The 22010-nt window shown below is 69.1% G+C and carries 21 protein-coding genes; 11 read left to right on the top strand and 10 right to left on the bottom strand.

The features are described from left to right. Nucleotides 1-132: 132 nt before the first annotated feature. Nucleotides 133-435: a DUF4193 domain-containing protein gene (locus tag ACFSJG_RS17645; RefSeq protein ID WP_378486543.1), complete on the top strand. Its 303-nt coding sequence runs from the start codon at nucleotides 133-135 to the stop codon at nucleotides 433-435. 208 nt (nucleotides 436-643) lie between these two features. Here ACFSJG_RS17645 and ACFSJG_RS17640 read toward each other — a convergent pair whose 3' ends face one another. After that, on the bottom strand, nucleotides 644-1108 hold the full coding sequence (locus tag ACFSJG_RS17640; protein WP_378486852.1) for a DUF3093 domain-containing protein: 465 nt from the start codon (nucleotides 1106-1108) through the stop codon (nucleotides 644-646). 75 nt (nucleotides 1109-1183) lie between these two features. Here ACFSJG_RS17640 and dut point away from each other — a divergent pair, with 75 nt between their 5' ends. Together dut and ACFSJG_RS17630 are read left to right on the top strand one after the other, a co-directional pair. Next, entirely contained in the window at nucleotides 1184-1681 is a 498-nt protein-coding gene (gene dut, locus ACFSJG_RS17635; RefSeq protein ID WP_378486542.1) for a dUTP diphosphatase, read from the top strand. Beyond that, on the top strand, nucleotides 1681-2487 hold the full coding sequence (locus tag ACFSJG_RS17630; RefSeq protein WP_378486541.1) for a DUF3710 domain-containing protein: 807 nt from the start codon (nucleotides 1681-1683) through the stop codon (nucleotides 2485-2487). Before dut ends, ACFSJG_RS17630 begins: the two co-directional genes overlap by 1 nt. Here ACFSJG_RS17630 and ACFSJG_RS17625 read toward each other — a convergent pair. Then, entirely contained in the window at nucleotides 2484-3224 is a 741-nt protein-coding gene (locus ACFSJG_RS17625) for an alpha/beta fold hydrolase (RefSeq protein ID WP_378486540.1), read from the bottom strand. The two genes, ACFSJG_RS17630 and ACFSJG_RS17625, sit on opposite strands and share 4 nt — an antisense overlap. A 149-nt stretch (nucleotides 3225-3373) precedes the next feature. Here ACFSJG_RS17625 and ACFSJG_RS17620 point away from each other — a divergent pair, with 149 nt between their 5' ends. Together ACFSJG_RS17620 and ACFSJG_RS17615 are read left to right on the top strand one after the other, a co-directional pair. After that, nucleotides 3374-3751 (top strand): OB-fold nucleic acid binding domain-containing protein, encoded by a 378-nt coding sequence (locus tag ACFSJG_RS17620; RefSeq protein WP_378486539.1) that lies wholly within the window; start codon nucleotides 3374-3376, stop codon nucleotides 3749-3751. A gap of 13 nt (nucleotides 3752-3764) precedes the next feature. Further along, nucleotides 3765-4517 carry a DUF3159 domain-containing protein gene (locus ACFSJG_RS17615; protein WP_378486538.1) on the top strand — a complete coding sequence of 251 codons (753 nt, stop codon included), beginning with the start codon at nucleotides 3765-3767 and terminating at the stop codon, nucleotides 4515-4517. 163 nt (nucleotides 4518-4680) lie between these two features. Here ACFSJG_RS17615 and ACFSJG_RS17610 read toward each other — a convergent pair whose 3' ends face one another. Both ACFSJG_RS17610 and ACFSJG_RS17605 read right to left on the bottom strand, forming a co-directional pair. After that, nucleotides 4681-5343: a potassium channel family protein gene (locus ACFSJG_RS17610; RefSeq protein ID WP_378486537.1), complete on the bottom strand. Its 663-nt coding sequence runs from the start codon at nucleotides 5341-5343 to the stop codon at nucleotides 4681-4683. Between the two features lie 58 nt (nucleotides 5344-5401). After that, on the bottom strand, nucleotides 5402-6067 hold the full coding sequence (locus ACFSJG_RS17605; protein WP_378486536.1) for a potassium channel family protein: 666 nt from the start codon (nucleotides 6065-6067) through the stop codon (nucleotides 5402-5404). 156 nt (nucleotides 6068-6223) lie between these two features. On the opposite strand from ACFSJG_RS17605, the gene ACFSJG_RS17600 reads away from it, so the two are divergent. The 4 genes from ACFSJG_RS17600 to ACFSJG_RS17585 all read left to right on the top strand — a co-directional run bounded on the left by ACFSJG_RS17600 (nucleotide 6224) and on the right by ACFSJG_RS17585 (nucleotide 11707). Further along, a complete protein-coding gene (locus tag ACFSJG_RS17600) occupies nucleotides 6224-8239 on the top strand; it encodes an APC family permease (protein WP_378486535.1) in 2016 nt (671 codons plus the stop codon). Next, the gene (locus tag ACFSJG_RS17595) at nucleotides 8236-9504 is read left to right on the top strand and encodes a class I SAM-dependent RNA methyltransferase (protein ID WP_378486534.1); all 1269 of its coding nucleotides are present in this window, start codon (nucleotides 8236-8238) and stop codon (nucleotides 9502-9504) included. Before ACFSJG_RS17600 ends, ACFSJG_RS17595 begins: the two co-directional genes overlap by 4 nt. A gap of 122 nt (nucleotides 9505-9626) precedes the next feature. Then, the gene (locus tag ACFSJG_RS17590) at nucleotides 9627-10112 is read left to right on the top strand and encodes a MarR family winged helix-turn-helix transcriptional regulator (protein ID WP_378486533.1); all 486 of its coding nucleotides are present in this window, start codon (nucleotides 9627-9629) and stop codon (nucleotides 10110-10112) included. Between the two features lie 62 nt (nucleotides 10113-10174). Next, nucleotides 10175-11707 (top strand): MFS transporter, encoded by a 1533-nt coding sequence (locus ACFSJG_RS17585; protein WP_378486851.1) that lies wholly within the window; start codon nucleotides 10175-10177, stop codon nucleotides 11705-11707. A gap of 51 nt (nucleotides 11708-11758) precedes the next feature. On the opposite strand, the gene ACFSJG_RS17580 is transcribed toward ACFSJG_RS17585, so the two are convergent. The 4 genes from ACFSJG_RS17580 to glsA form a co-directional block, all read right to left on the bottom strand. After that, nucleotides 11759-12598 (bottom strand): ABC transporter permease, encoded by an 840-nt coding sequence (locus ACFSJG_RS17580; RefSeq protein WP_378486532.1) that lies wholly within the window; start codon nucleotides 12596-12598, stop codon nucleotides 11759-11761. After that, the gene (locus ACFSJG_RS17575) at nucleotides 12595-13587 is read right to left on the bottom strand and encodes an ATP-binding cassette domain-containing protein (RefSeq protein WP_378486531.1); all 993 of its coding nucleotides are present in this window, start codon (nucleotides 13585-13587) and stop codon (nucleotides 12595-12597) included. Before ACFSJG_RS17575 ends, ACFSJG_RS17580 begins: the two co-directional genes overlap by 4 nt. A 63-nt stretch (nucleotides 13588-13650) precedes the next feature. Next, nucleotides 13651-14025, bottom strand: a complete 375-nt coding sequence (locus ACFSJG_RS17570; protein ID WP_378486530.1) for a DUF2834 domain-containing protein — start codon at nucleotides 14023-14025, stop codon at nucleotides 13651-13653. A 29-nt stretch (nucleotides 14026-14054) separates the two neighbouring features. Next, complete coding sequence (gene glsA, locus ACFSJG_RS17565) at nucleotides 14055-15887, bottom strand: glutaminase A (RefSeq protein WP_378486529.1); 1833 nt, start codon at nucleotides 15885-15887, stop codon at nucleotides 14055-14057. Nucleotides 15888-16094: 207 nt separating this feature from the next. Here glsA and dxs point away from each other — a divergent pair, with 207 nt between their 5' ends. After that, nucleotides 16095-18026, top strand: a complete 1932-nt coding sequence (dxs, locus tag ACFSJG_RS17560) for a 1-deoxy-D-xylulose-5-phosphate synthase (RefSeq protein WP_378486528.1) — start codon at nucleotides 16095-16097, stop codon at nucleotides 18024-18026. Between the two features lie 10 nt (nucleotides 18027-18036). On the opposite strand, the gene ACFSJG_RS17555 is transcribed toward dxs, so the two are convergent. Further along, nucleotides 18037-19485 carry a sugar porter family MFS transporter gene (locus tag ACFSJG_RS17555; RefSeq protein ID WP_378486527.1) on the bottom strand — a complete coding sequence of 483 codons (1449 nt, stop codon included), beginning with the start codon at nucleotides 19483-19485 and terminating at the stop codon, nucleotides 18037-18039. A 150-nt stretch (nucleotides 19486-19635) separates the two neighbouring features. Beyond that, a complete protein-coding gene (locus ACFSJG_RS17550) occupies nucleotides 19636-20649 on the bottom strand; it encodes an iron-siderophore ABC transporter substrate-binding protein (RefSeq protein ID WP_378486526.1) in 1014 nt (337 codons plus the stop codon). 137 nt (nucleotides 20650-20786) lie between these two features. Between ACFSJG_RS17550 and ACFSJG_RS17545 the strand changes: the two genes are divergently transcribed. After that, a complete protein-coding gene (locus ACFSJG_RS17545) occupies nucleotides 20787-22010 on the top strand; it encodes an alpha/beta fold hydrolase (protein WP_378486525.1) in 1224 nt (407 codons plus the stop codon).

Below are 22010 nucleotides of genomic sequence, written 5' to 3'. Positions count from 1 at the left end.
TAATTTGCCTTGCGAACTTTCGGGCACCACTTTTCGTTGTGGAGCGTTGTGTAGCGGGGCTACACCAGGCGGTGCGCCCAGCAGGGCGTGGGGACGGGGACAGATGACGAGAGAGGACGAGGGGAAGACGAGATGGCAACCGACTACGACGCACCGAGGCGATCGGAGTCCGACGAGGTGTCGGAGGATTCGCTGGAGGAGTTGAAGGCGCGACGGAACGAGGCTCAGTCCGCCGTCGTCGACGTCGACGAGTCCGACACCGCGGAGTCCTTCGAGCTGCCGGGCGCCGACCTGTCCGGCGAGGAACTGTCGGTTCGGGTGGTTCCGAAGCAGGCCGACGAGTTCACCTGCTCGAGCTGCTTCCTGGTTCACCACCGGAGCCGGCTCGCCAGTGACAAGAACGGCGAGTTGATCTGCATGGACTGCGCTGCCTGACGCAGTGAGCGACGTCGGCGGCGACCTGTCGAGGCCGGACCCGGAAGGGGCCGACCCCGCTGGTCTGCGGTCCGAGGACGGCATCTGACCGGCCCTGCGCCCGTGAAACGCCCGTGGCCGACCCGATCATCGGGTCGGCCACGGGCGTTTTCGTTCTGCGTGACGTCGGGGTGTGGTCACCGGGCGGCCGGTGCCGCCGGACGGTGGCTCAGCCGGCGGTGGTGCGCCAGCCGAGCGCGGCCGCCAGTTCGTGCGGGTGCCGGGTGCTGACCAGCCAGTACGGCGTCGGGTCGTCGGGATCGTCGAGGACGATCAGGAGCATCGGGCCGATCCAGGTCCGGTTCTGCACGAAGGCCGCCGGGTCGAGCTGCCTGCCCAGCGCCGCGGACTTGGCGGACGCCGGCACGACCGCGACACGCGCGATCGCGCTCACCGGCAGGTGCGCCCGTCCCACCCGGAGCTCGCCGCCGTCGGCGTCCGGGTCCACCTGGACCTGCAGACGGCTGAGCCACAGCAGCCCCCACGCGGGGAACGGGATGAGCAGCACGTACGGCAGCCAGGCGACGAGCCCGGGCGCGCCCATGTTCACCTCGACGGCGAGCAGTATCGCGATCGCCAGACCGGCGCCCCACCACCACAGGGGGACGCGGAGGCGCTCGGAGTAGCTCCTGATCTCCAGGGGCGCGGGAGTCGAGGTCGGTTGGTTCGCAGGTCCGGGCTTCGCAGGCACGTACCCAGAGTAGTCTCGGTGCACGTGAGCGATCTTCCTGCCGTCGAGTTGAAGCGCCTCGACCCCGAGACACCACTGCCCCGACGCGCCCACGAGGGCGATGCGGGGGTCGACCTGTGTTCGACTGTGGACATCGTCCTGCAACCCGGTGAGCGTGCCCTCGTCGGAACGGGCATCGCGATCGCCCTGCCGATCGGGACCGTCGGACTGATCCACCCGCGATCCGGGCTCGCCGCGAAATCGGGGTTGTCCGTGGTCAACACGCCGGGCACCGTCGACGCCGGGTACCGCGGCGAGATCAAGGTCTGCCTGATCAACCACGACCTCCACACACCGATCGAGATTCGTCGCGGCGACCGGATCGCGCAGCTGCTGGTCCAGCGTGTGGAACTGGTCACCTTCGTGGAGGTCGACGAACTGGACGAGACGAGTCGGGGAGCGGGCGGTCACGGGTCGAGCGGCGGACACGCGCTGCTCCGTGCGGTGCCGGACCCGGCAGCGGAAGAGGTGCGGTGATGTTCGGGCGGAAGAAGAAGTCGGAAGGCGACGAGGCGGTTCCCGAGGTGGACCTGTCCGCCACCGACACCGACGAGTTCCCGGCGCTCGGCACCGAGGACCGCGGGCCTTACGACGTGACCGACTTCGACGACGTGGAACCGGCCGACGGACGACTCGACCTCGGTTCGGTGCTGGTCCCGGTCCCGGACGGCGGTCAGATCCAGGTCGAGATGGCGCCGGACGGCTCGCCGCAGGCGGTGCACCTGGTGACGCGCTTCGGCCGGATCACCGTCGCGGCCTATGCGGCCCCGAAGTCGCCGGGACAGTGGCGCGAGGTGACCGCCGACCTGACCGAGTCGCTGCGCGGCGACAACGCGACGGTCTCGGTCGAGGGCGGGCCGTGGGGGCGTGAACTGCACGCCGTCACGCCGAACGCCGATCTCCGGTTCATCGGCATCGACGGCTACCGCTGGATGATCCGGTGTGTCGTGGCCGGGCCCGCGGGTTCCGCGGGCGTGGACTCCGATCTCGCTCGGGTCGCGCGGGAAGTGCTCCGGGAGACGGTCGTTCGCCGCGGCGACGACCCGCATCCGGTGCGGACGCCGTTGCCGGTCGTTCTTCCGCAGGTGCTCGCGGACCAGCTCGTGGCCGCGCAGCAGCAGCAGGTCGCCGCGCAGCAGCAGGCTGCCGCGGCGCAGGCCGAGGCGGAACGGCAGGCGGCCGTCGCCGCCGTCCAGGCGCAGCAGCAGCGGGACGCGACCCCTCCGGAGCAGCGGCCCGGAGGTGCGGGTTCGGCGATGCAGCAGATCGAGCGGGATTCCTAACCCGACAGTCCGACCGCTCGACGCGTTGCAGCCGGCTCGACCTGCTGCAACGCGTCGAGCGCCACGCGTCCCAACGCGGAGGGATCCGCGCCGATCTCGTCGAGGGTGACGGTGCCCAGCGCCGACTGCGGAAGGGACCGCGTCCACGCCTGCGCGACCACGTGCGGGTGCACGGCGTCGTCGACGGCCGCGCAGATGCCGACAGGGACCGCGCAGCGTGCCATCTCCTCCGGTGTGGGTGCGTGATAGCCGGAGGCCTCGTCGAGGGCGAGCGGCAGATTCGGCCACTGCGATCGCCAGGAGCGTTCGAGTTCGCCGCCGAGCCAGACCGGCGACGTCGCCTTCATCTCGCTGGTGACCGCCTGCAATCCGTCGGCGCGCAGGCGGACGGCGGTGTACGCGGCGCTGCGCGCGGCGGGCGCGTCGGCCGGGTCGCCGGTCCACGCGGGCAGGGCCGCGAGAACCCCGGCCGCGCGGTCGGGGTGTTCGATTGCCCACTCCAGTGCGACGGACGCCCCGATCGAGATGCCCGCGGCGAGGATCGGACCGTGCTGTGCGGCGGCCGCGTCCAGCGCGTCGCGGTAGCTTCCGACGAGCCGGCTCGGGTCGGGTTCGACAGCGATGACATGCACTCCTGCCTGGGACAACGCGTGCGTGAAGGCACGTGCGGCGAAGTCCGCGTCCGAACCCGTACCGGGGAGGGCCACCGCGACCGGTGGGAGCCTGAACGAAGCCATGTGTCGATAGTGCACGGTCGCCTCCGACTTCGTGGCGGGACGTCTGATTGACGGCCCGCGGAGGAGGGCTACAGTGGCGAGAAAGAGGGACGACACGTGACTACCCGTGGTGCGAGATGATCGCGCCGCACGCTGCTCGGAGGAGCGCAATGGCACTCGCGGCCAACGGATACATCCGGCGACTGACCCGGCGACTGACCGAGGACATCGATCAGCTCGACGCCGAGGAGCTGGCACAGTCGGTGGAGGCGACGGGCGCGCAGCGCGCGTGTGACTGTCGCCACGGCGAGGAAGTGACGATGCGGGGTCGGCTGCGCAGCGTCGAGTCCTGCGCCCAGTCGGCCAACGCGACTGTACGGGCCGAGCTGTTCGACGGCACCGACCCGGTGACGCTGGTGTGGATCGGCCGGCGTCGGATCCCGGGGATCGAGACCGGGAAGCAGTTGCTCGTGCGGGGCCGTCTCGGCGACCGCGACGGCCAGAAGGTCATCTACAACCCCTACTACGAGCTTCTGGGCGACTCGTAGCCCGACCCGGTGCATGTGGCACCCTCGTGTGGTGACGGACAAGCAGCCCACCATTCTCGAACAGCTCGGCGGCATCAGCGGGCTGATCTACTCGACCCTGCCGGTGCTGGTGTTCGTACCGGTCAACGGGCTGTTCGGGCTCACCGTGGCGATCTGGTCGGCGCTCGGCGTCGCCGCGCTGATCCTGGTGTGGCGGCTCGTGGTGCGGGGGACGGTCCAGCCGGCGATCTCGGGTTTCCTCGGCGTCGGTGTCTGCGCGTTCGTCGCCTATCGGACAGGTGACGCGAAGGGCTACTTCCTGTTCGGCATCTACACCTCCCTGCTGTACGGGGCGGTGTTCGTGGTGTCGATCCTGCTGCGGTGGCCGCTCGTCGGTGTGGTGTGGGGCTTCCTCAACGGCCACGGCAACTCCTGGCGGAAGTCGCGGCGGGCGGTCCGGGCCTACGACATCGCGACGTTCGCGTGGGCGTTGGTGTTCGGGGCGAGGTACGTGGTGCAGTCCCAGCTGTACGACACCGACCACACGGGTTGGCTGGCGGTTGCCCGAATCGGTATGGGGTGGCCGCTCACCGCGCTGGTGCTGGTGGTGACCGTCTGGGCCGTGCGCCGCGCCGATCACACCGTCGAGGAGGAGGCGCTCGACACCGACGCGGGCGGTCTCGGTACCGACACGGAGGTGATCGGGGCCGACGGGCAGCCCGGTGCCGCGGGTGGTGCGGGCGGGGCCGACACCGACACGGGCGAGACGCCCACGTCCCGTCACTGAATCCGAATTCGCCGATCGTCTCGAAATGGCATCGAATTGTCATTTCGCGCGCCGCACCGATTACCGCCGTCCGAAATGTGCCGCGTGATTTCTGGCACCGCTCTATTTCGAACGGTGTACAAGAATTGGACACCTGATCCTTAATGTGTCCAATTCAATTTTGTCAGCGCGTCAGCCCGACGGCGTCCTGCAACTGATCCTCGACCTCGACCGATGCGACGAACACCAGTTCGTCTCCGCCCTCGATCGGGTCGTCGGGCTGTGGTGTGATGACCCGCCCGCCGCGGATGATCGTGACGAGCGCGGCATCCCGGGGCAGCTGAATCCTGCGCACGGGCTTGCCCGCGAGCGGGGTGTCGTCGGGAAGGGTGATCTCGACGAGATTCGCCTGACCCTGCCGGAACGTCATCAGCCGGACCAGGTCGCCGACAGACACCGCCTCCTCGACCAGTGAGGCGAGCATCCGCGGAGTCGACACCGCGACGTCGACACCCCAGGACTCGTCGAACAGCCATTCGTTGCGGGGATCGTTCACGCGGGCGACGACCCGCCGCACCGCGAACTCCGTCTTGGCAAGGAGGCTGACGACGATGTTCGCCTTGTCGTCGCCGGTCGCGGCGATCACGACGTCGTACGACTCCAACTTGGCGGCCTCGAGCAGTCCGAGCTCGCAGGCGTCCGCGTGCACCCAGTGCGCCTCGGGGATCGCCTCCGGGTCGACGTGCTCGAGCTTGCGCTCCAGCAGCATGACGTGATGCTCGCTGCGAACCAGTTCGCGTGCAATCGAGCGTCCGACGGCTCCGGCTCCGGCAATTGCGACTCTCATCGGTTCCATCCGATCGGGTTCGGGTCGGTGGTGGTCTCGGTGGGGTCCGGCACTGTGCTCACTCGTCCGCGGGCGGTGCGGTCGCGGCCAGGGCCACGGCCTCGGCGACGGTTCCGGACACGGCCGCGACGTACACCTGGTCGTCGGCCTGGATGACGGTCTTCGCGTTCGGGAGGACCCCCGCGCCGAAGCGGATCAGGAAGGCGACCCGCGACGACGTGAACTCCTCGAGTTCGGTGACCTTGCGCCCGATCCAGTCCTCGTGGAGGTCGAGTTCCGCGACGGCGACGGTGCCCGTGGGGTCCCGCCACTTGGTGGTCTGCGACTCGCGGGTGAGGTGGTGCAGGAAGCGATCCGTGGTCCAGGGGACCGTCGCGACGGTCGGGATGCCCAGGCGCTCGTAGACCGCGGCGCGTTTGGCGTCGTAGATCCGCGCGACGACCCGTCCGACGCCGAAGGTCTCGCGGGCGACGCGGGCCGAGATGATGTTGGAGTTGTCGCCGGAGGAGACGGCCGCGAACGCCTCTGCCTTCTCGATGCCTGCCTTGACCAGGACGTCGCGGTCGAAGCCCATGCCGACGACCCGGTGGCCGGTGAATTCGGGATCGAGCCGCCGGAAGGACTCCGGGTCCCGGTCGATGATCGCGACCTCGTGCCCGATCCGGCTCAGTCCGGCCGCGAGGGCGGAACCCACCCGGCCGCACCCCATCACGACTACGTACACCTGACGCCCTTCCGTTGCGGTCCTTCGATCCGACTTCCGATGATGTGGAATCGAACCGTACCGCTCCGGCCGGGGTGTTGCCGACGGGCGTGCCCGAACCGGACGCGAACGGGAGCGGATGGCGCCGGATCGGGCCGGACGGCTTACGCTTTGTCGGTGTCCAAGCTCTCGACCGCTGCGAAGCGGCTGTTGGTGGGTAGGCCGTTCCGGAGCGACAAGCTGGGGCACACCCTGCTGCCCAAGCGGATCGCCCTGCCCGTCTTCGCGTCCGACGCGATGTCGTCGGTGGCGTACGCACCGGAGGAGATCTTCCTCGTCCTGTCCGTCGCCGGCATCACGGCGTACGCCTACACCCCCTGGATCGGGCTCGCGGTCTGCCTGGTCATGGCCGTGGTGGTCGCCAGCTACCGGCAGAACGTCCACGCGTATCCGTCCGGTGGCGGCGACTACGAGGTCGCGACTGTCAACCTCGGTCCGAACGCAGGCCTGACCGTCGGCAGCGCCCTGATGGTCGACTACGTGCTCACCGTCGCCGTGTCGATCTCGTCGGCGGCGTCGAACATCGGGTCGGCGGTGCCGTTCGTCGCGACCCACAAGGTGCTGTTCGCGGTCGCGGCCATCGTGTTGCTCACCGCCATCAACCTCCGTGGCATCCGCGAGTCGGGGACCGCGTTCGCGATTCCCACCTACGCGTTCATCGTCGGCATGTTCCTGATGCTCGGCTGGGGACTGTTCCGGATCTATGTGCTCGGCCAGGACGTGTCCGCGGAGTCGTCGGGATTCGAGTTGGTGGCGGAGGACTCGCACCTGGTCGGTATCGCGTTCGCCTTCCTCATCGCCAGGGCGTTCTCGTCCGGGTGTGCCGCCCTGACCGGTGTCGAGGCGATCAGCAACGGCGTTCCGGCGTTCCGGAAGCCGAAGTCCCGCAACGCGGCGACGACCCTGTTCCTGCTCGGCGCGTTCGCGATCGTGCTGCTGATGGGCATCATCACGCTCGCCGAGAAGATCGGGGTGGTGTACGCGCACGATCCGGCGACGCAGCTGGTCGGCGCGCCGGAGGGCTATCACCAGAAGACACTGATCGCGCAGATCGCGGGGGCGGTGTTCGACGGCTTCCCGATCGGCTTCTACTTCATCACCATCGTCACGGCACTGATCCTGGTGCTCGCGGCCAATACCGCCTTCAACGGCTTCCCGGTGCTCGGTTCGATTCTCGCCCAGGACCGCTACCTGCCCCGCCAGTTGCACACCCGCGGCGACCGCCTCGCCTTCAGCAACGGCATCCTGTTCCTCTCCGGTGCCGCGATCGCGTTCGTGATCGCGTTCGGGGCCGAGGTGACCAAGCTGATCCAGCTCTACATCGTGGGCGTGTTCGTGTCGTTCGTGCTGAGCCAGACCGGCATGATCCGGCACTGGACCCGGCATCTGAAGGCCGAAACCGATCCCGCGCAGCGCCGCCACATGCAGCGTTCGCGGGTCATCAACTCCATCGGTCTCGCCATGACGGGCGCCGTGCTCGTCATCGTGCTGCTCACCAAGTTCGCGGCGGGCGCGTGGATCGCGATCGTCGCGATGGTCGCCATCTTCGTGCTGATGAAGTCGATCAGGCGGCACTACGACGGTGTCGCAGCGGAACTCGACGAGCAGGAGTGGGACGGGGTGCTGCCCAGCAGGACCCATTCGATCGTGCTCGTGTCGAGGCTGCACATGCCGACGCGGCGGGCGCTCGCCTACGCCCGTGCGACCCGGCCGGACACGCTCGAGGCGATCACGGTCAACGTCGACGACCCGGACACGCGGGCGCTGGTGCGCGAGTGGGAGAAGAGCGACATCACCGTGCCGCTCAAGGTGATCGAGTCTCCCTACCGGGAGATCACCAAGCCGGTGCTCGACTACGTGCGGCGGGTGCGGCGCGACTCTCCGCGCGACGTCGTGACCGTCTTCATCCCGGAGTACGTCGTCGGTCACTGGTGGGAGCAGATCCTGCACAACCAGAGCGCACTGCGACTCAAGAGCAGGTTGCTGTTCCAGCCCAACGTGATGGTGACGTCGGTGCCGTGGCAGCTGAGTTCGTCGGAGCGGGTCAAGCGCTACACCGTTCCCGCGGGGCCGGGCGGCACCCGCCGAGGATTCGACGCCCCCGACCAGCGACCCACGGACGGACCCCGATGACCGAGAGCTGGGTCGGCACGGAACTCGAACTGCGACTGGGCAATCCGGGGCACGGAGGGTTCTGCGTGGCGCGGCACGACGGACGTGTGGTGTTCGTCCGGCAGGGCCTGCCGGGGGAGGTGGTCCGGGCCCGGGTGACCGAGGATCGCGGCGGTTCGTTCTGCCGCGCCGACGTGACGGAGGTCGTCGAGGCGTCCGCCGATCGGGTGGAACCGCTCTGCCCGATATCCGGTCCGGGCGGCGCCGGTTGCTGCGACCTGTCGCACGCCACCCTGTCGGCGCAGCGGGCGATCAAGGCCTCCGTGGTCGCGGAGCAGCTCCGGCGGCTCGGAGGAGTCGAACGCGAGGTGGCGGTCGAGGACCTTCCCGGTACCGGCGACGGCTCGGGCTGGCGCACCCGCCTGCGGCTCGCGGTCGACGCGGACGGGCGTGCGGGATTCCACGGTTACCGGAGCAACGCGGTCGTCACGACGCTCGCGTGCCCGCAGCCGGTCGGCGGAATGTACAACGGGCTCGCGGAGCGGTCGTGGCGGCCCGGGGCCGAACTGCTGGTGGCGGTCGACTCCGACGGCGCCCGCCACGTCGTCGAGATCGAACCTGCAGACGTCAGTCGCACGGGTCGCCGCAGCCCCGGGCGGCGGGGAGCCACAGCGCGACGTGCCGCCTCGGCGCGGCGTCGCCGGGAACATCCCGTGATCGGCAGCGGCCGGGTGGTGCAGCGGGTGGCGGGCCGGGCGTGGGAGCTGTCCGCCACGGGGTTCTGGCAGGCACATCGCGGTGCGGCCGAGCGGTACACGGAGGTCGTGTCGGAGTGGGCCGATCTGGGCGCCGAGGACGTCGCCTGGGACCTGTACGGCGGTGTCGGCGTGTTCGCGGCGGCTCTGGCCGCACAGGTGGGGGAGCGGGGCACGGTCCTGTCCGTCGAGTCGAGTCGGGGTGCCGTCGAGGACGGTCGGCGGGCGCTCGCCGACCTACCACAGGTGCGCCTGGAGGCGGCGCGGGTGGAGAATGCCTCGGCGTTGCTGTCCGAGGGTGTCGACGCGGTGGTCCTCGACCCGCCGCGGTCGGGTGCCGGGCGTGCTGTCGTGGAGTCCGTCGCCGCCGCGGGTCCCCGGACCGTCGTCCACGTCGGATGCGATCCGGCGGCCTTCGGTCGTGACATCGGCCTCTACCGGGAGCACGGCTACCGCCTGGAGGACGTGCGCGCCTTCGACGCCTTCCCGCTGACCCATCACATGGAGTGCATCGCGCGCCTGACGCGCTGATCGCGGTCACCGCTTCTGAGGCGGTCGTCACACCCTTCGCAACTTGCTTGCGGTCTGCAACGAACTATATAGTTGTATGACGCAAGTATATTAAAGGTGCCTTTACCTTTGGGAGTCGATCGATGGCCGTCCAGACCGCAACCGCCGCACACCTCGTCGAAGAGGTCTTCCTCTTCGGTCGAGTGCTGCGCGGAGCACTCGGCGGCGGCACGGAGACCGGACTCCCACCCGCACTGACCGGAGTGCTGTTCGTCCTCGCGCACAGCGCGCCGTGTCGGCAGAACGAACTGGCCGTGAGCCTGTGTGTCAGTCAGTCGGCGCTCAGCAGGCAGATCGCCGACCTCGTCGACGCCGGCCTCGTCGCGCGGCGCCCCGACCCGGACGACGGGCGCGCATCGCTGGTCGAGCTCACCGACGCGGGCCGTCGCATCCTCGCGGACAGCAAGGCGCGGCGGGCCGACAACCTGCGCGAACGCCTCGCGGACTGGAGTCAGGACGAGGCGGAGGCCGCGCTGGCCGCGTTGAGGCACCTCATCGACACGTTCTCCATCCCGGCTCGGACCCCCGCAGCCGGCGCCATCACACCGAACGAAGGGGGTCACGCATGACCACGACAGCAACACACGACCGTGGCGAGGTGAGGGCAGGCGCGACGGGCACCGAGGAACTGATGAGCCACCGGCAGATCCTCGAGGTCCTCGCCGGGCTGCTGGCCGCACTGTTCACCGCGCTGCTCAGCTCCACCATCGTCTCGACTGCTCTTCCCACCATCATCGGCGACCTGAACGGGTCGCAGACCCAGTACGCGTGGGTGATCACCGCCGCGCTGCTCGCGACCGCGGCGTCGACGCCGATCTGGGGCAAGCTCTCCGACCTCTTCAACAAGAAGGTCCTGGTCCAGTCGGCAATCGTGATCTTCGTGGTCGGCTCCGTGATCGCCGGCCTGTCCCACAACGTGCCGATCCTCCTCGGGGCACGCGTTGTCCAGGGCATCGGTATGGGCGGACTGACCGCACTGGTCGTCGCCATCATCGGCACCATCATCCCGCCGCGCGACCGTGGTCGGTACTCCGGCTACATGGGCGCCGTGATGGCCGTGTCGATGGCAGGCGGGCCCGTGCTCGGTGGCGTGATCGCCGACACCCTCGGCTGGCGCTGGTGCTTCTTCGTGTGCGTCCCGCTCGCCGTGGTCGCCCTGTTCCTCCTGCAGAAGACGCTGCACATCGAGACCACCCGCGTCGACGGCGTGAAGATCGACTGGCCGGGTGCCACCCTGCTCACCGCAGGGGTGTCGGTCCTGCTGATCTGGGTCTCGTTCGCGGGCAAGGCCACCTACTACGACTGGATCTCCGTCGAGTCCGCGCTCATGGTGGGTGCCGGTGTACTGCTCCTGATCGCGACCGTCGTCGTCGAGAGTCGGGCGACGTCGCCGATCATCCCGCTGAAGATCGTCACCGAGCGGACCACTGCGCTCGCGATCATCGCGTCGATCGCTGTCGGTGTCGGACTGTTCGGCGCGACCACCTTCCTGACGCAGTACTTCCAGACGGCTCGCAGCTTCTCGCCGACCGAGGCCGGGTTGCTGACCATCCCGATGGTGTTCGGCATGTTGTGCGGCACCGTCGGATCCGGTCAGCTGATCACGCGCTACGGCAAGTGGAAGGGATTCGTGGTCGCAGGTGCCGCCCTTCAGGTGCTCGGGTTCGCGTTGCTCTCCACCGTCGACCACGAGACAGCGATTCCGCTGATCGGCCTCATGATCGCCCTGCTCGGCCTCGGCACCGGCATGCTCATGCAGAACGTGGTCCTCGCGGTGCAGAACACGGTGAGCGTCCACAACGTCGGTGCTGCGTCCAGCGTGGTGGCCTTCTTCCGCACCTTCGGCGGTGCGATCGGCGTCTCGGTGCTCGGATCCGTACTGGCCACCCGGGTCACCGACCTCACGGCTGCAGGATTCGCGCGACTCGGCATCGACACACAGGGGTCCGGTGGGGGAGGAAGTCTGAACCTCGCCGCCCTCCCCGAGCCTGTCCGTGAGGTGGTGCGGGCGTCCTACGGCGACGCGACCGGGCGGATCTTCTTGATCGCCGCGCTCGTGTCCGTGGTCACCCTGATCGCCGTCGCGTTCCTGCCCAACAAGCCGCTGCGTACCACGATCGACCTCGAGCCGTCCGCCGCGGACGAGGAGTACGCGAAGGTCTGACCGTATGCGAAAGGCCCGGTCCCACATCGGGACCGGGCCTTTCGCGCATTCTCAGGACTTGCGGTTGTACAGGCGCATCGTGATCGGCCCGAACACCACCACGAAACCGGCGCACCAGGCGAACACCGTCCACAACTGATCGACGCCGGCCGTCCCCGCCATGAGGTCTCGGCAGGCGGTGACGAGGTGACTGATCGGGTTCACGTCCACGAATGCCTGGAGCCAGCCGGGCATCGTCGACGGGTCGACGAAGATGTTGGACGCGAAGGTGAGCGGGAACAGGATGAACATCGACACGCCCATGACGGCCTGTTCGGTGCGCATCAGCATCGCGAACATCGTCCAGATCCACGACATGGCGAACGAGAAGAGCAGCAGCAGGGCGATCGACGCGACCACTCCGACGACGCCACCGGCCGGCCGGAATCCGAGGATCAGGCCGAGGACCATCACGATGATCGAGGCGATGGTGTACCGCACCATGTCGCCGAGCAGCGCCCCGACGAGCGGCGCGGGCCGCCAGATCGGCAGCGAGCGGAATCGGTCGAAGACGCCCTTCTCGATGTCCTTGTTCAGGGTCAGACCGGTGTACATCGTGATCATCACGACGGTCTGCACCAGGATGCCGGGGATGAGGAACTGCACGTACGCCTCGGTGGATCCGGCGAGCGCGCCACCGAACAGGAACGTGAACATCAGTGTGAACATGATCGGGAACATGGTCACGTCGAAGAGTTGCTCGGGAACGTGTTTGATCTTCAACAGCGCCCGCCAGCCGAACGACAGCGAGGTCGCGACCGCGCTCGGCCGTTTCGGACGCGGGCCGTCCAGGGTGAGTGCCGCACCCACCGCCGCGGCGGGCGAGGCGGTGGTGACCGTGGTCGAGGTCATGACGGGGTTCCTTCCAGTGCAGCGGTGGTCTCGTCGGCGGACTCTGCGTGGTGGCCGGTCAGCGCGAGGAACACCTCGTCGAGACTGGGCTGGCCCAGGGCGAAGGTGGTGACCGCGATTCCGGCCTCGTTCAGCGCCGGCAACGCCCGTGCCACCCGCTCGGCGTCGTCGATACGAGCCGTCACCGCCGCCGGGTCGGTTTCGAGCACGATGTCCACGCCGAGAACTGTGCCGAGCACCACGGCGGCGTCCTCTCGGCGAGAGGCATCCGCGACACGGACGTGCAGCGCGCCCGAACCGACGGAGGACTTCAGTTCGCCCGTGGTGCCCTCGGCGATGACCCGGCCGCGGTCGATGACGGCGACGCGGTCGGCGAGCTGGTCCGCCTCGTCGAGGTACTGGGTGGTCAGCAGAACGGTCGTGCCGCCCGCGACGAGCGCGCGGACGATCTCCCACACCTGGTTTCGACTGCGCGGGTCGAGTCCGGTGGTCGGCTCGTCGAGGAAGATGAGTTCCGGGGTGACGATGATCGACGCGGCGATGTCGAGGCGCCGGCGCATGCCGCCCGAGTAGTTCTTGACCTGCTTGCCCGCGGCGGCGGTGAGGTCGAACGCGGCGAGCAGCTGGTCGGCCCGGGCGCGTGCGCCCGACCGCGAGAAGCCGTACAGCCGTGAGAGCAGCAGCAGGTTCTCCATGCCGGTCAGGTCCTCGTCGAGGGAGGCGAACTGCCCGGTCAGCGCGACCTTGCTGCGCACGGCGTCGGCGTCGCGCGCGACGTCGTGCCCGAGGACGCGGGCGCTGCCGTCGTCTATGTCGAGGAGGGTGGCGAGCATGCGGATCGTCGTGGTCTTGCCGGCGCCATTGGGTCCGAGAACCCCGTAGACGCCGCCACGGGGTACGGACAGATCGACGCCGTTCACGGCGACGGTCGAACCGAAACGTTTGACCAGGCCATGGGTGTCGATCGCGAGATCGGTGTCGGAAGGCATGCGTCCAGACTGTCCGAAATCGGCGGTTCGGGCAACGGATTTACCGCGGCGCGCCGCCCGGAGTCACGCCTCGGTGTCGGCCAGTTCCCGGAGCAGGAGGTAGAGCGGGACACCGAAACAGATGCCCACGCCGCTCGTCGCAGGGATCACGGTCCACCACCCGCGGACGCCCCGCCTGCGCGCGTCCCAGAACGACCACAGCCAGAACGTGCCGGTCGTCAACCCGAGATCGAGCGTGAGCTGGGAGGCGGGCAGCGAGTCGGTCCAGTGCGCGAAGAAGGCCCGCGTGCTCGCGACGGACACCCCGTTCTCCTTGAACCACCGGTACACGAAGGCGTTCGGCGCGACGAAGCTCACGACGGTGAGCAGCGCCAGGACCGACAGGCGGACCCTGCGGGACGGAACGAGACCTGCGGACGGCACCCGAGTACTCGACATGTCGTGACTGTAGCGGCCCGGGACGCGGATCACGGGACGGCGAGAATCGGTCCTTTCGCGCCGAGCCCACGGATCACCGTGTCGAGCTGTTTGTAGGCGCTCTCGGTGAGCCGTTCGAGCAGGGCCACCTTCACGTCGGGCGCCGACGCCCCGAGCTCGGCGAACAGTTCCGGAGTGAGGACCGCGAGCCGCAGCGGCGTATCGGCGCGGATGTCGGCGAGATACCCGCTGCCGGTCAACGTCGGCAGCTCTCCGAAGGTCATGCCTGCCGCGAAGGTCGTGATCCGGTGTGTGGTGCCGTTCGGGCCGGTGACGGTCGTGCTGACCCGGCCGCTGAGAATGAGGGCGATTCCGATCGCCGGGTCACCCCGGCGCACCACCGTGGTCCCGCCCGGGTACTCGACGACGGCGAGCCTCGGAACCAGGCTCGCGACCTGATCGGTCCGCAACGCCGAGAACAGCGGATGCGCCGCCGGCTCGACCGACTCGGGGACGCGACCGACGAGACAGTGCCGGTCGAGCACCACCGACTCGGCCCATTCCAGGGCGCTGTCCAGGTCCACCAGCACGCGGCCGCTGCGGGTCGCGGGGTCCACGCTCGACGCGACGGCGCCCAGGTGGCCCTCCGGGTCCACGAATGCGCAGGCACGGCCCTGCGCCTCCAGGTTGTCCCGCAGGTTCGCGAGCATGCGCCGCGCGACGTCGCTCACCTCGTCCACGCGGTGCAGGTCCACCACGACGGCGTCCACGGTCTCGGACTGCGCCTCGACGCTGCGGACGGCGGACTCGGCGCCGGCGAACAGGAGGTCGCCGTGCAGTTCGTACACCCGGGCGCGGTCGCCGTGCGCGGCGAGGGCGGCCCGTTCGTCGTCGGTGCGGCGCTGCCGCGACGTCGCCTGGGCGACGGTGTAGCTGGACCGGATCGCAGACCGGGCGGCCCGGCCGACGTGGAGGAAGTGCAGTTCGAGCGCCTTCGACAGCTCGCGACACGCCTGCACCCCGCGGACGCTGTTGCCGTGGGCGTCGAGGCGTGGCGAGTGCACCGCGATGCCGATCTGGCCCGGCAGCACGGCCATCACTCCGCCACCGACGCCGCTCTTCGCCGGAAGCCCGACCCGCGCGATCCAGTCGCCCGCCGCGTCGTACATGCCGCACGAGGTCATCACCGACAGCACCCGCTCGACGTGCTCGGGTGCGAGCGCGCAGTCCCCGGTCAGGGGGTTGGTGCCGTTGTTGGCGAGGGTCGCGGCCATCAGTGCGAGGTCGCGGGAGGTGACGGTGATCGAGCACTGCCGGAAGTACAGGTCGACCGCGTCCTCGGGGTCGTCGGTGATGATGCCGAACGACCGCAGCATGTGGCCGATGGCCCTATTGCGATGCCCGGTGCGGGCCTCGGATGCGTAGACGTCGTGATCGATGCCGAGGTCGCGACCTGCATAGGCCGAGTAACACCGTCGGATCCGCTCGAACCGGTCGGCCGGTTCTCCTGCGACGAGCGAGGCGGCGGTGATCGCTCCCGCGTTGATCATCGGGTTGCGGGGGCGCTCGGTGACCGGGTCGAGGCTGATCTCGTTGAACGGCTCGCCGGACGGTTCGACGTCGATCTTGGCGGCGACGGCGTCTGCGCCGCGGTCGGCCAGGGCGAGTCCGTAGGTCAACGGCTTGGAGATCGACTGGATGGTGAACTCGACGTCGGACGATCCGGCCTCGTAGACGTGCCCGTCGGCGGTGGCGACGCACAGCGAGAACGTGTCGGGTGGGACCTCGGCGAGTTCGGGGATGTAGTCCGCGAGGGTGCCGTCCCGGTTGTCCCGGCAACGCTCGAACACCTCGGCGAGGATCGTGTCCACGACAGTGCGCATGACGACAAGGTTCGCACCACCGCGGACGTGCCGCGACCTGTGATTCGACTCACCGCGCCGGTCATAATGGAGCAGGCAGCGAGCATCGGAGGCGGGTCCGGTCGGCACACCTGGCGTTCATCGCCTCACGACCTCCGTAGACTGGTCGGGATCGGCCGAGCAGCGGTCGGCGTCAAGGGGTGCAAGCCTGCGGAGGGAGCGATCTCGTTGGGTGTCCTTTCTCGAGTTCAGTCACCCGGTGACCTCGACGGCCTGACCATTGCCGAGATGCGCGAGCTCGCCTCCGAGATCCGCGAGTTCCTGGTGGAGAAGGTGTCCGCGACCGGCGGTCACCTCGGCCCCAATCTGGGTGTTGTCGAGCTGACGCTCGCCGTACACCGCGTGTTCGAGTCGCCCTACGATGCCGTGCTCTTCGACACCGGCCACCAGGCCTACGTCCACAAGATCCTCACCGGGCGCATGGACCGATTCGACACGCTCCGCAAGCAGGACGGCCTGTCCGGGTACCCGTGCCGGGCCGAGTCGGAGCACGACTGGGTGGAGTCCTCACACGCGTCGGCGGCACTGTCGTACGCGGACGGACTCGCGAAGTCGTTCCAGCTGACTGGCCAGACCCGGCACGTCGTCGCGATCGTCGGCGACGGTGCACTCACCGGCGGCATGTGCTGGGAGGCCCTCAACAACATCGCGGCCGGAGGGGACCGCTCCGTGGTCATCGTCGTCAACGACAACGGCCGCTCCTACGCCCCGACCATCGGCGGGCTCGCCGACCACCTCGCCGCGCTCCGCCTGCAGCCCGGCTACGAGCGGGTGCTCGACAACAGCCGCCGCATGGTCAAGAAGATGCCGTGGGTCGGTCGGGCGGCGTACCAGCTGCTGCACGGCATGAAGGCCGGCATCAAGGACATGGTGAGCCCGCAGGTGATGTTCACCGACCTCGGCATCAAGTACCTCGGGCCGGTCGACGGCCACGACCAGGTGGCGATGGAGTCGGCGCTGCGGCGTGCCAAGTCCTTCGGTGGCCCCGTCATCGTCCACGCCGTCACCCGCAAGGGCATGGGTTACGCGCCCGCGGAGAACCACGTCGCCGACCAGATGCACGCCACGGGTGTCATCGACCCGCTCACCGGGCGGTCGACGGCCAGCCCGGTCGCCGACTGGACGTCGGTGTTCTCGCAGGAGCTGATCGACCGGGCCGCCGAGCGGAAGGACATCGTCGCGATCACCGCCGCGATGCCCGGGCCGACGGGGCTCGCCGCGTTCGGTGAGCGGTTCCCCGACCGGATGTTCGACGTCGGGATCGCCGAGCAGCATGCCGTCACCTCGGCTGCGGGCCTGGCTCTCGGTGGGATCCACCCGGTCGTCGCCGTCTACTCGACCTTCCTCAATCGCGCCTTCGACCAACTGCTGATGGATGCCGCGCTGCTGAAGCAGCCGGTGACGCTGGTGCTGGACCGCGCAGGCATCACCGGCTCGGACGGTGCCAGCCACAACGGCATGTGGGACTTCTCGCTGCTGGGCATCGTGCCGGGGATGCGGGTGGCCGCGCCGCGCGACGCCGCGACCCTACGGGAGGAGCTCGGCGAGGCACTCGCGATCTCCGACGGGCCGACCGCGCTGCGATTCCCCAAGGGTGCCGTCGGTGACGACATCCCGGCGCTCGAACGCGTCGGGGGAGTGGACGTGCTCGCCATGCCGGCCGACCGTCGCGGTGACGTGCTGATCGTCGCGGTCGGCTCCTTCGCCGCGATGGCGCTGGAGACGGCGAAACGTCTCGAGCAGCAGGGGATTTCGGCCGCCGTGGTGGATCCGCGATGGGTGCTCCCGGTGGCGGACTCGATCGTCGACCTGGGCCGCGACTTCTCGATGGTCGTCACCGTCGAGGACGGCGGAGTGCGCGGCGGCATCGGATCCGCGGTGTCCGGTGCGCTCCGCGCCGCGGACGTCGACACCCCGGCCCGCGACGTCGGTGTCCCGCAGCGGTTCCTCGACCACGCGTCGCGGGATCAGGTGCTCGCCGACATCGGACTGACTGCTCAGGACCTCGCCCGCCAGATCACGGGGTGGGTGTCGGGGCTGCGGTCCGACGAGGTCGCGCCCGGCCCGAACGCCGACACGGGAATCACCCCGAAGCCCTGACCGGCCCCGATCAGCCGGCCTCCTCCAGGGTGCGTCCCCGCGTCTCCGTCACGAACTTCCACACCACGAAGAACGACAGCGCCGCCATCACCGCGTAGCCGCCGTAGGTGAGGGACAGGTTCCAGTCGGCCAGCGACGGGAATGTCGCGGAGACGAGGAAGTTCGCCACCCAGTTCGCGGCGGTCGCGACGCCGACCGCCGCGGCGCGGACCCGGTTCGGGAACATCTCGCTGATGAGGACCCACACCACGGGACCCCACGAGAAGGCGAAGAAGAACACGAAGGCGTTCGCGGCGATCAGCGCGATGGTGCCGTTGGCGCCGGACAGGGTGGCCACCGAGTCGCCGTCCGCGTCGGTGGTCACGACGGCGGAACTGAAGCAGATCGCCGTGATTCCGAGCGAGACGGCCATGCCGACCGAGCCGATGAGCAGCAGGGGTCTGCGTCCGATGCGGTCGATGACCGCGATGGCGACGAAGGTGCCGACGATGTTGACGAGGGCGCTGACGACGCTGATCAGCAGCGAGCGGTCCTCGCCGAAACCGACCGCCTCCCACAGCGTGGCCGAGTAGTAGAAGATCACGTTGATACCGACGAACTGCTGCAGGGCGGCGAGACCGATGCCGACCCACACCAGAGGTGCGACCCCCATCTCCTTCGAGAAGAGTTGTCGCACACTGATCTTGGCTGTTCGTTCGCGCAGCGACTCACGGATCTCGGCGATCCGGCTCGTGACGCGTTCCTCGCCGCCGCCCTCGACTTCCGCGAGGACCTTGCGCGCCTCGTCGTGCCGGCCCTGCAGGATCAGGAATCGGGGGGACTCCGGGATGGGGAAGGTCATCAGGAGGTAGAGCAGCGCGGGAATGGCCTCGAGTGCGAGCATCCACTGCCACGCCTCGATTCCGGCGAGGGTCCCGCGAGCATCGCCGCCCGCCGCTTCGTGGAGTGCGTAGTTCACGAGCTGGGAGATGGCGATGCCGAGGACGATCGCCAGCTGGTACATCGATCCGAGCCGGCCTCGGATCGCTGCCGGGGAGATCTCGGCGATGTAGGCGGGAGCGATCACGGCCGCGAAACCGACTCCGACACCGCCGACGATGCGCCAGAACGTCAGGTCGTAGATGCTGAAGGGAAACGCCGACCCGATCGATCCCAGCATGAACAGGACCGCCGCGAGCTGCATCACCCGGATGCGGCCGAGCCGGTCGGCGAGGTCACCGGCTATCCAGGCACCGAGTGCGGCGCCGAGGAGGGTGAGCGAGACCGTGAGACCGGTCCCGCCCGCCCCGATGTCGTACTTGTCGCGAATCGCGCCGACCGCGCCGTTGATGACGGCGGTGTCGTAGCCGAACAGGAAGCCGCCGAGGGCGGCGGCTGCCGCGATCAGCACTGCGTTTCCCGCACTCGTGTGGGTGGACCCGGAGCCGCTTCCGCCGAAGGAGGTGTCGCTCGTCGCCATGTCAGCCCAGCCTCTCAGCCGCCCCGCCTCCGGGCCGACGCCCCATTGCGTCGACACACCCGGAGCACTACGACGTTACTGCGAAACCACCCGTTGTGCTCGCCGTCACACGCCGCCGTGACCGTGTCGGAACCGCCGACGTGTCGCGGCTCATCCCGCGTTGCCTGCAGCCCGCGACAGTTCCGGAACGATGGTCGGCAGAACCCACGGGATGCTCAGCACGTTGACGTTGCTCAACGCTGCGATGGTCTGCTCGTCGGTCATCACGACGGCGGAGTTCCGGCCGACGGCGGACAGCTGGGCGAGTGCGGGATTCGCTGCCATGTCGGAGGTGCCGCTGACGCCGAACGCCACGACGACGTCGGCGTCGATGTCGCGGAGGTTCTCGAGGGAGATCGACTTGTAGAACTTGCCCTCGGCGTTGTCCTGCGCGAGCGCCTCGACGCCGGGCGCGTTGACGAAGCCCAGCTCGGTGAGGACCTGGACCCGGGGATCGGTCGGGAGGTAGACGTTGGCCTGACCGTTGGCTGTGTCGAGGTTGACCACCGTCAGGGTCTTTCCCGCGAACTCGGGGTGGTCGGCGGCCGTGTCGGCGAGAGTTGTGCCGAGGCCGTCGACGAGGGCCTGCGCCTCGTCCGGCTTCCCGACGGCCTTGCCGATGATCGTCGTCTGGTCCTGCCAGGTGGTCTGCCACGCGCCACCGGGGTAGGCGACGGTCGGCGCCAGTTCGGTCAGCTGGTCGTAGTAGGCCTCGTCGAAGCCCTCGTACGGCGCGAGGATCGCGTCGGGGGCGAGGGTGGCGATGGTCTCGATGGACGGCTCGCCGGTGGCCGGGTCCTCGTAGAGGGTCGTCACTCCGCTGTCGAAGTAGGGCTGTGCCCACGGCATCACGCCGTTCGGGTCGGCGCCGTACGCGTATTTCGGCTGTCCGACCGGCTTCAGGTCGAGGGCGTACAGGACGTCCTGCGCGTTCCAGCCCATCGTGACGAGACGTTCGGGTCGTGCGTCGATGGTGGTGGCCCCGAACGTGTTGTCGATGGTGACCGGGAAGTGGGCGTCGCCGGAGGCGTCGGTGGTGCCGGTGTCGTCCGAGGTGGAGGAACAGCCGGCGAGGACGGTGACGGCGAGTGCCGCGACACCCACGCGGAGGAGAGATCGATTCACCTGTTCGAGGCTAATCGACGGCGACTTCACCGTGGGGTCCCACGACCGCGAAGTCGGGCGCTCCGCTCGGCGCGAGATCCCGGTCCGGCTCGGGTACGGTTCCGCGCATCCGGCCGTGCGGTGATTGCGTGGACCGGGTGTCCAGCCGGGGAACGGGGAAGCCGATGGGCCGAGGCGATTCGCGCAGGGTGCTGGCCGGAATCGCTGCGGGAGTGCTCGCCGTGGTCGGGACCATCGCCGCGGTGGTGGTGATCCGGGTCGGCGGTGACGCCGTCGACGAGAAGGGTCTCGCTCAGTTCTACGAGCAACCCCCGAATGCGGCCGACGGCGCGCCCGGAACACTCGTCCGGCACGAGGGTCTCGCGGGTACCCCGGCGGCGTCCAAGGCGTGGCGGATCATGTACCGGTCCACCGATCTGAACGGCGTCCCGATCGTGGTGACCGGGACGGTGGTCACCCCGCTCGGCCCGCCGCCTCCCGGCGGGCGAACCGTCCTCGCCTGGGGCCACCCGACCACCGGCACCGCACCCGAGTGCGCCCCGTCGCACGGATTCGACCCCTTCGTCGGGATCGAGGGACTGCGCCTGCTCCTGGACCGCGGCTACACGGTCGTCGCGACGGACTACGCCGGCATGGGCACGACCGGTCCCGATTCGTATCTGGTGGGAGTGACCGCAGCGCACACGATGCTCGACGCGGTGCGTGCGGCGACGGCGATCCCGGAGGCGGAGGCGGGTACCTCGGTGGTGTTGTGGGGGCACTCGCAGGGTGGTCAGGCCGCACTGTTCACCGCGGAACAGGCGGGGTCCTATGCCCCCGAGCTGAGCGTGAAGGCGGTCGCGGTCGCCGCGCCCGCCGCCGATCTCACGGCGTTGATGCGCACTCACCTCGACGACATCTCCGGCGTCACCATCGGTTCCTACGCGTTCACCGCCTACGCCTCCGTCTACGGTGACAGCGTTCCGGGGGCGCGGATCGAGGACGTCCTGACGCCGGCGGCACTGGGCGTCGTCCCGATCATGAACGAGCTGTGCCTGCTCACCAACATCGACGAACTGCACCGGATCGGTCAGCCACTGGTCGGCGACTTCACTCGCGTCGACCCCACGACGACGCAGCCGTGGCAGGGTCTGCTCGAACAGAACTCCGCCGGTGGCGCTGCGTTCGGCGCACCGTTGTTCGTCGCGCAGGGCGATCACGACGAACTCGTCGTCCCCACGGACACCGACGGCTTCGTCGCGCACGAGCGCGGGATCGGCATCGACGTGACCTACGAGAAGGTGCCGGACGCGACACACGCGACGATCGCGTACCTGGCGCTCCCGAGCCTGATGGAGTGGCTCGACCGGGTCGGCCACTGA

The organism is Rhodococcus gannanensis, assembly GCF_042681175.1.
In the GTDB taxonomy this organism is placed as follows: Bacteria; Actinomycetota; Actinomycetes; order Mycobacteriales; family Mycobacteriaceae; genus Rhodococcus_G; species Rhodococcus_G gannanensis.
This window is presented reverse-complemented; position numbering and strand designations above follow the sequence as displayed.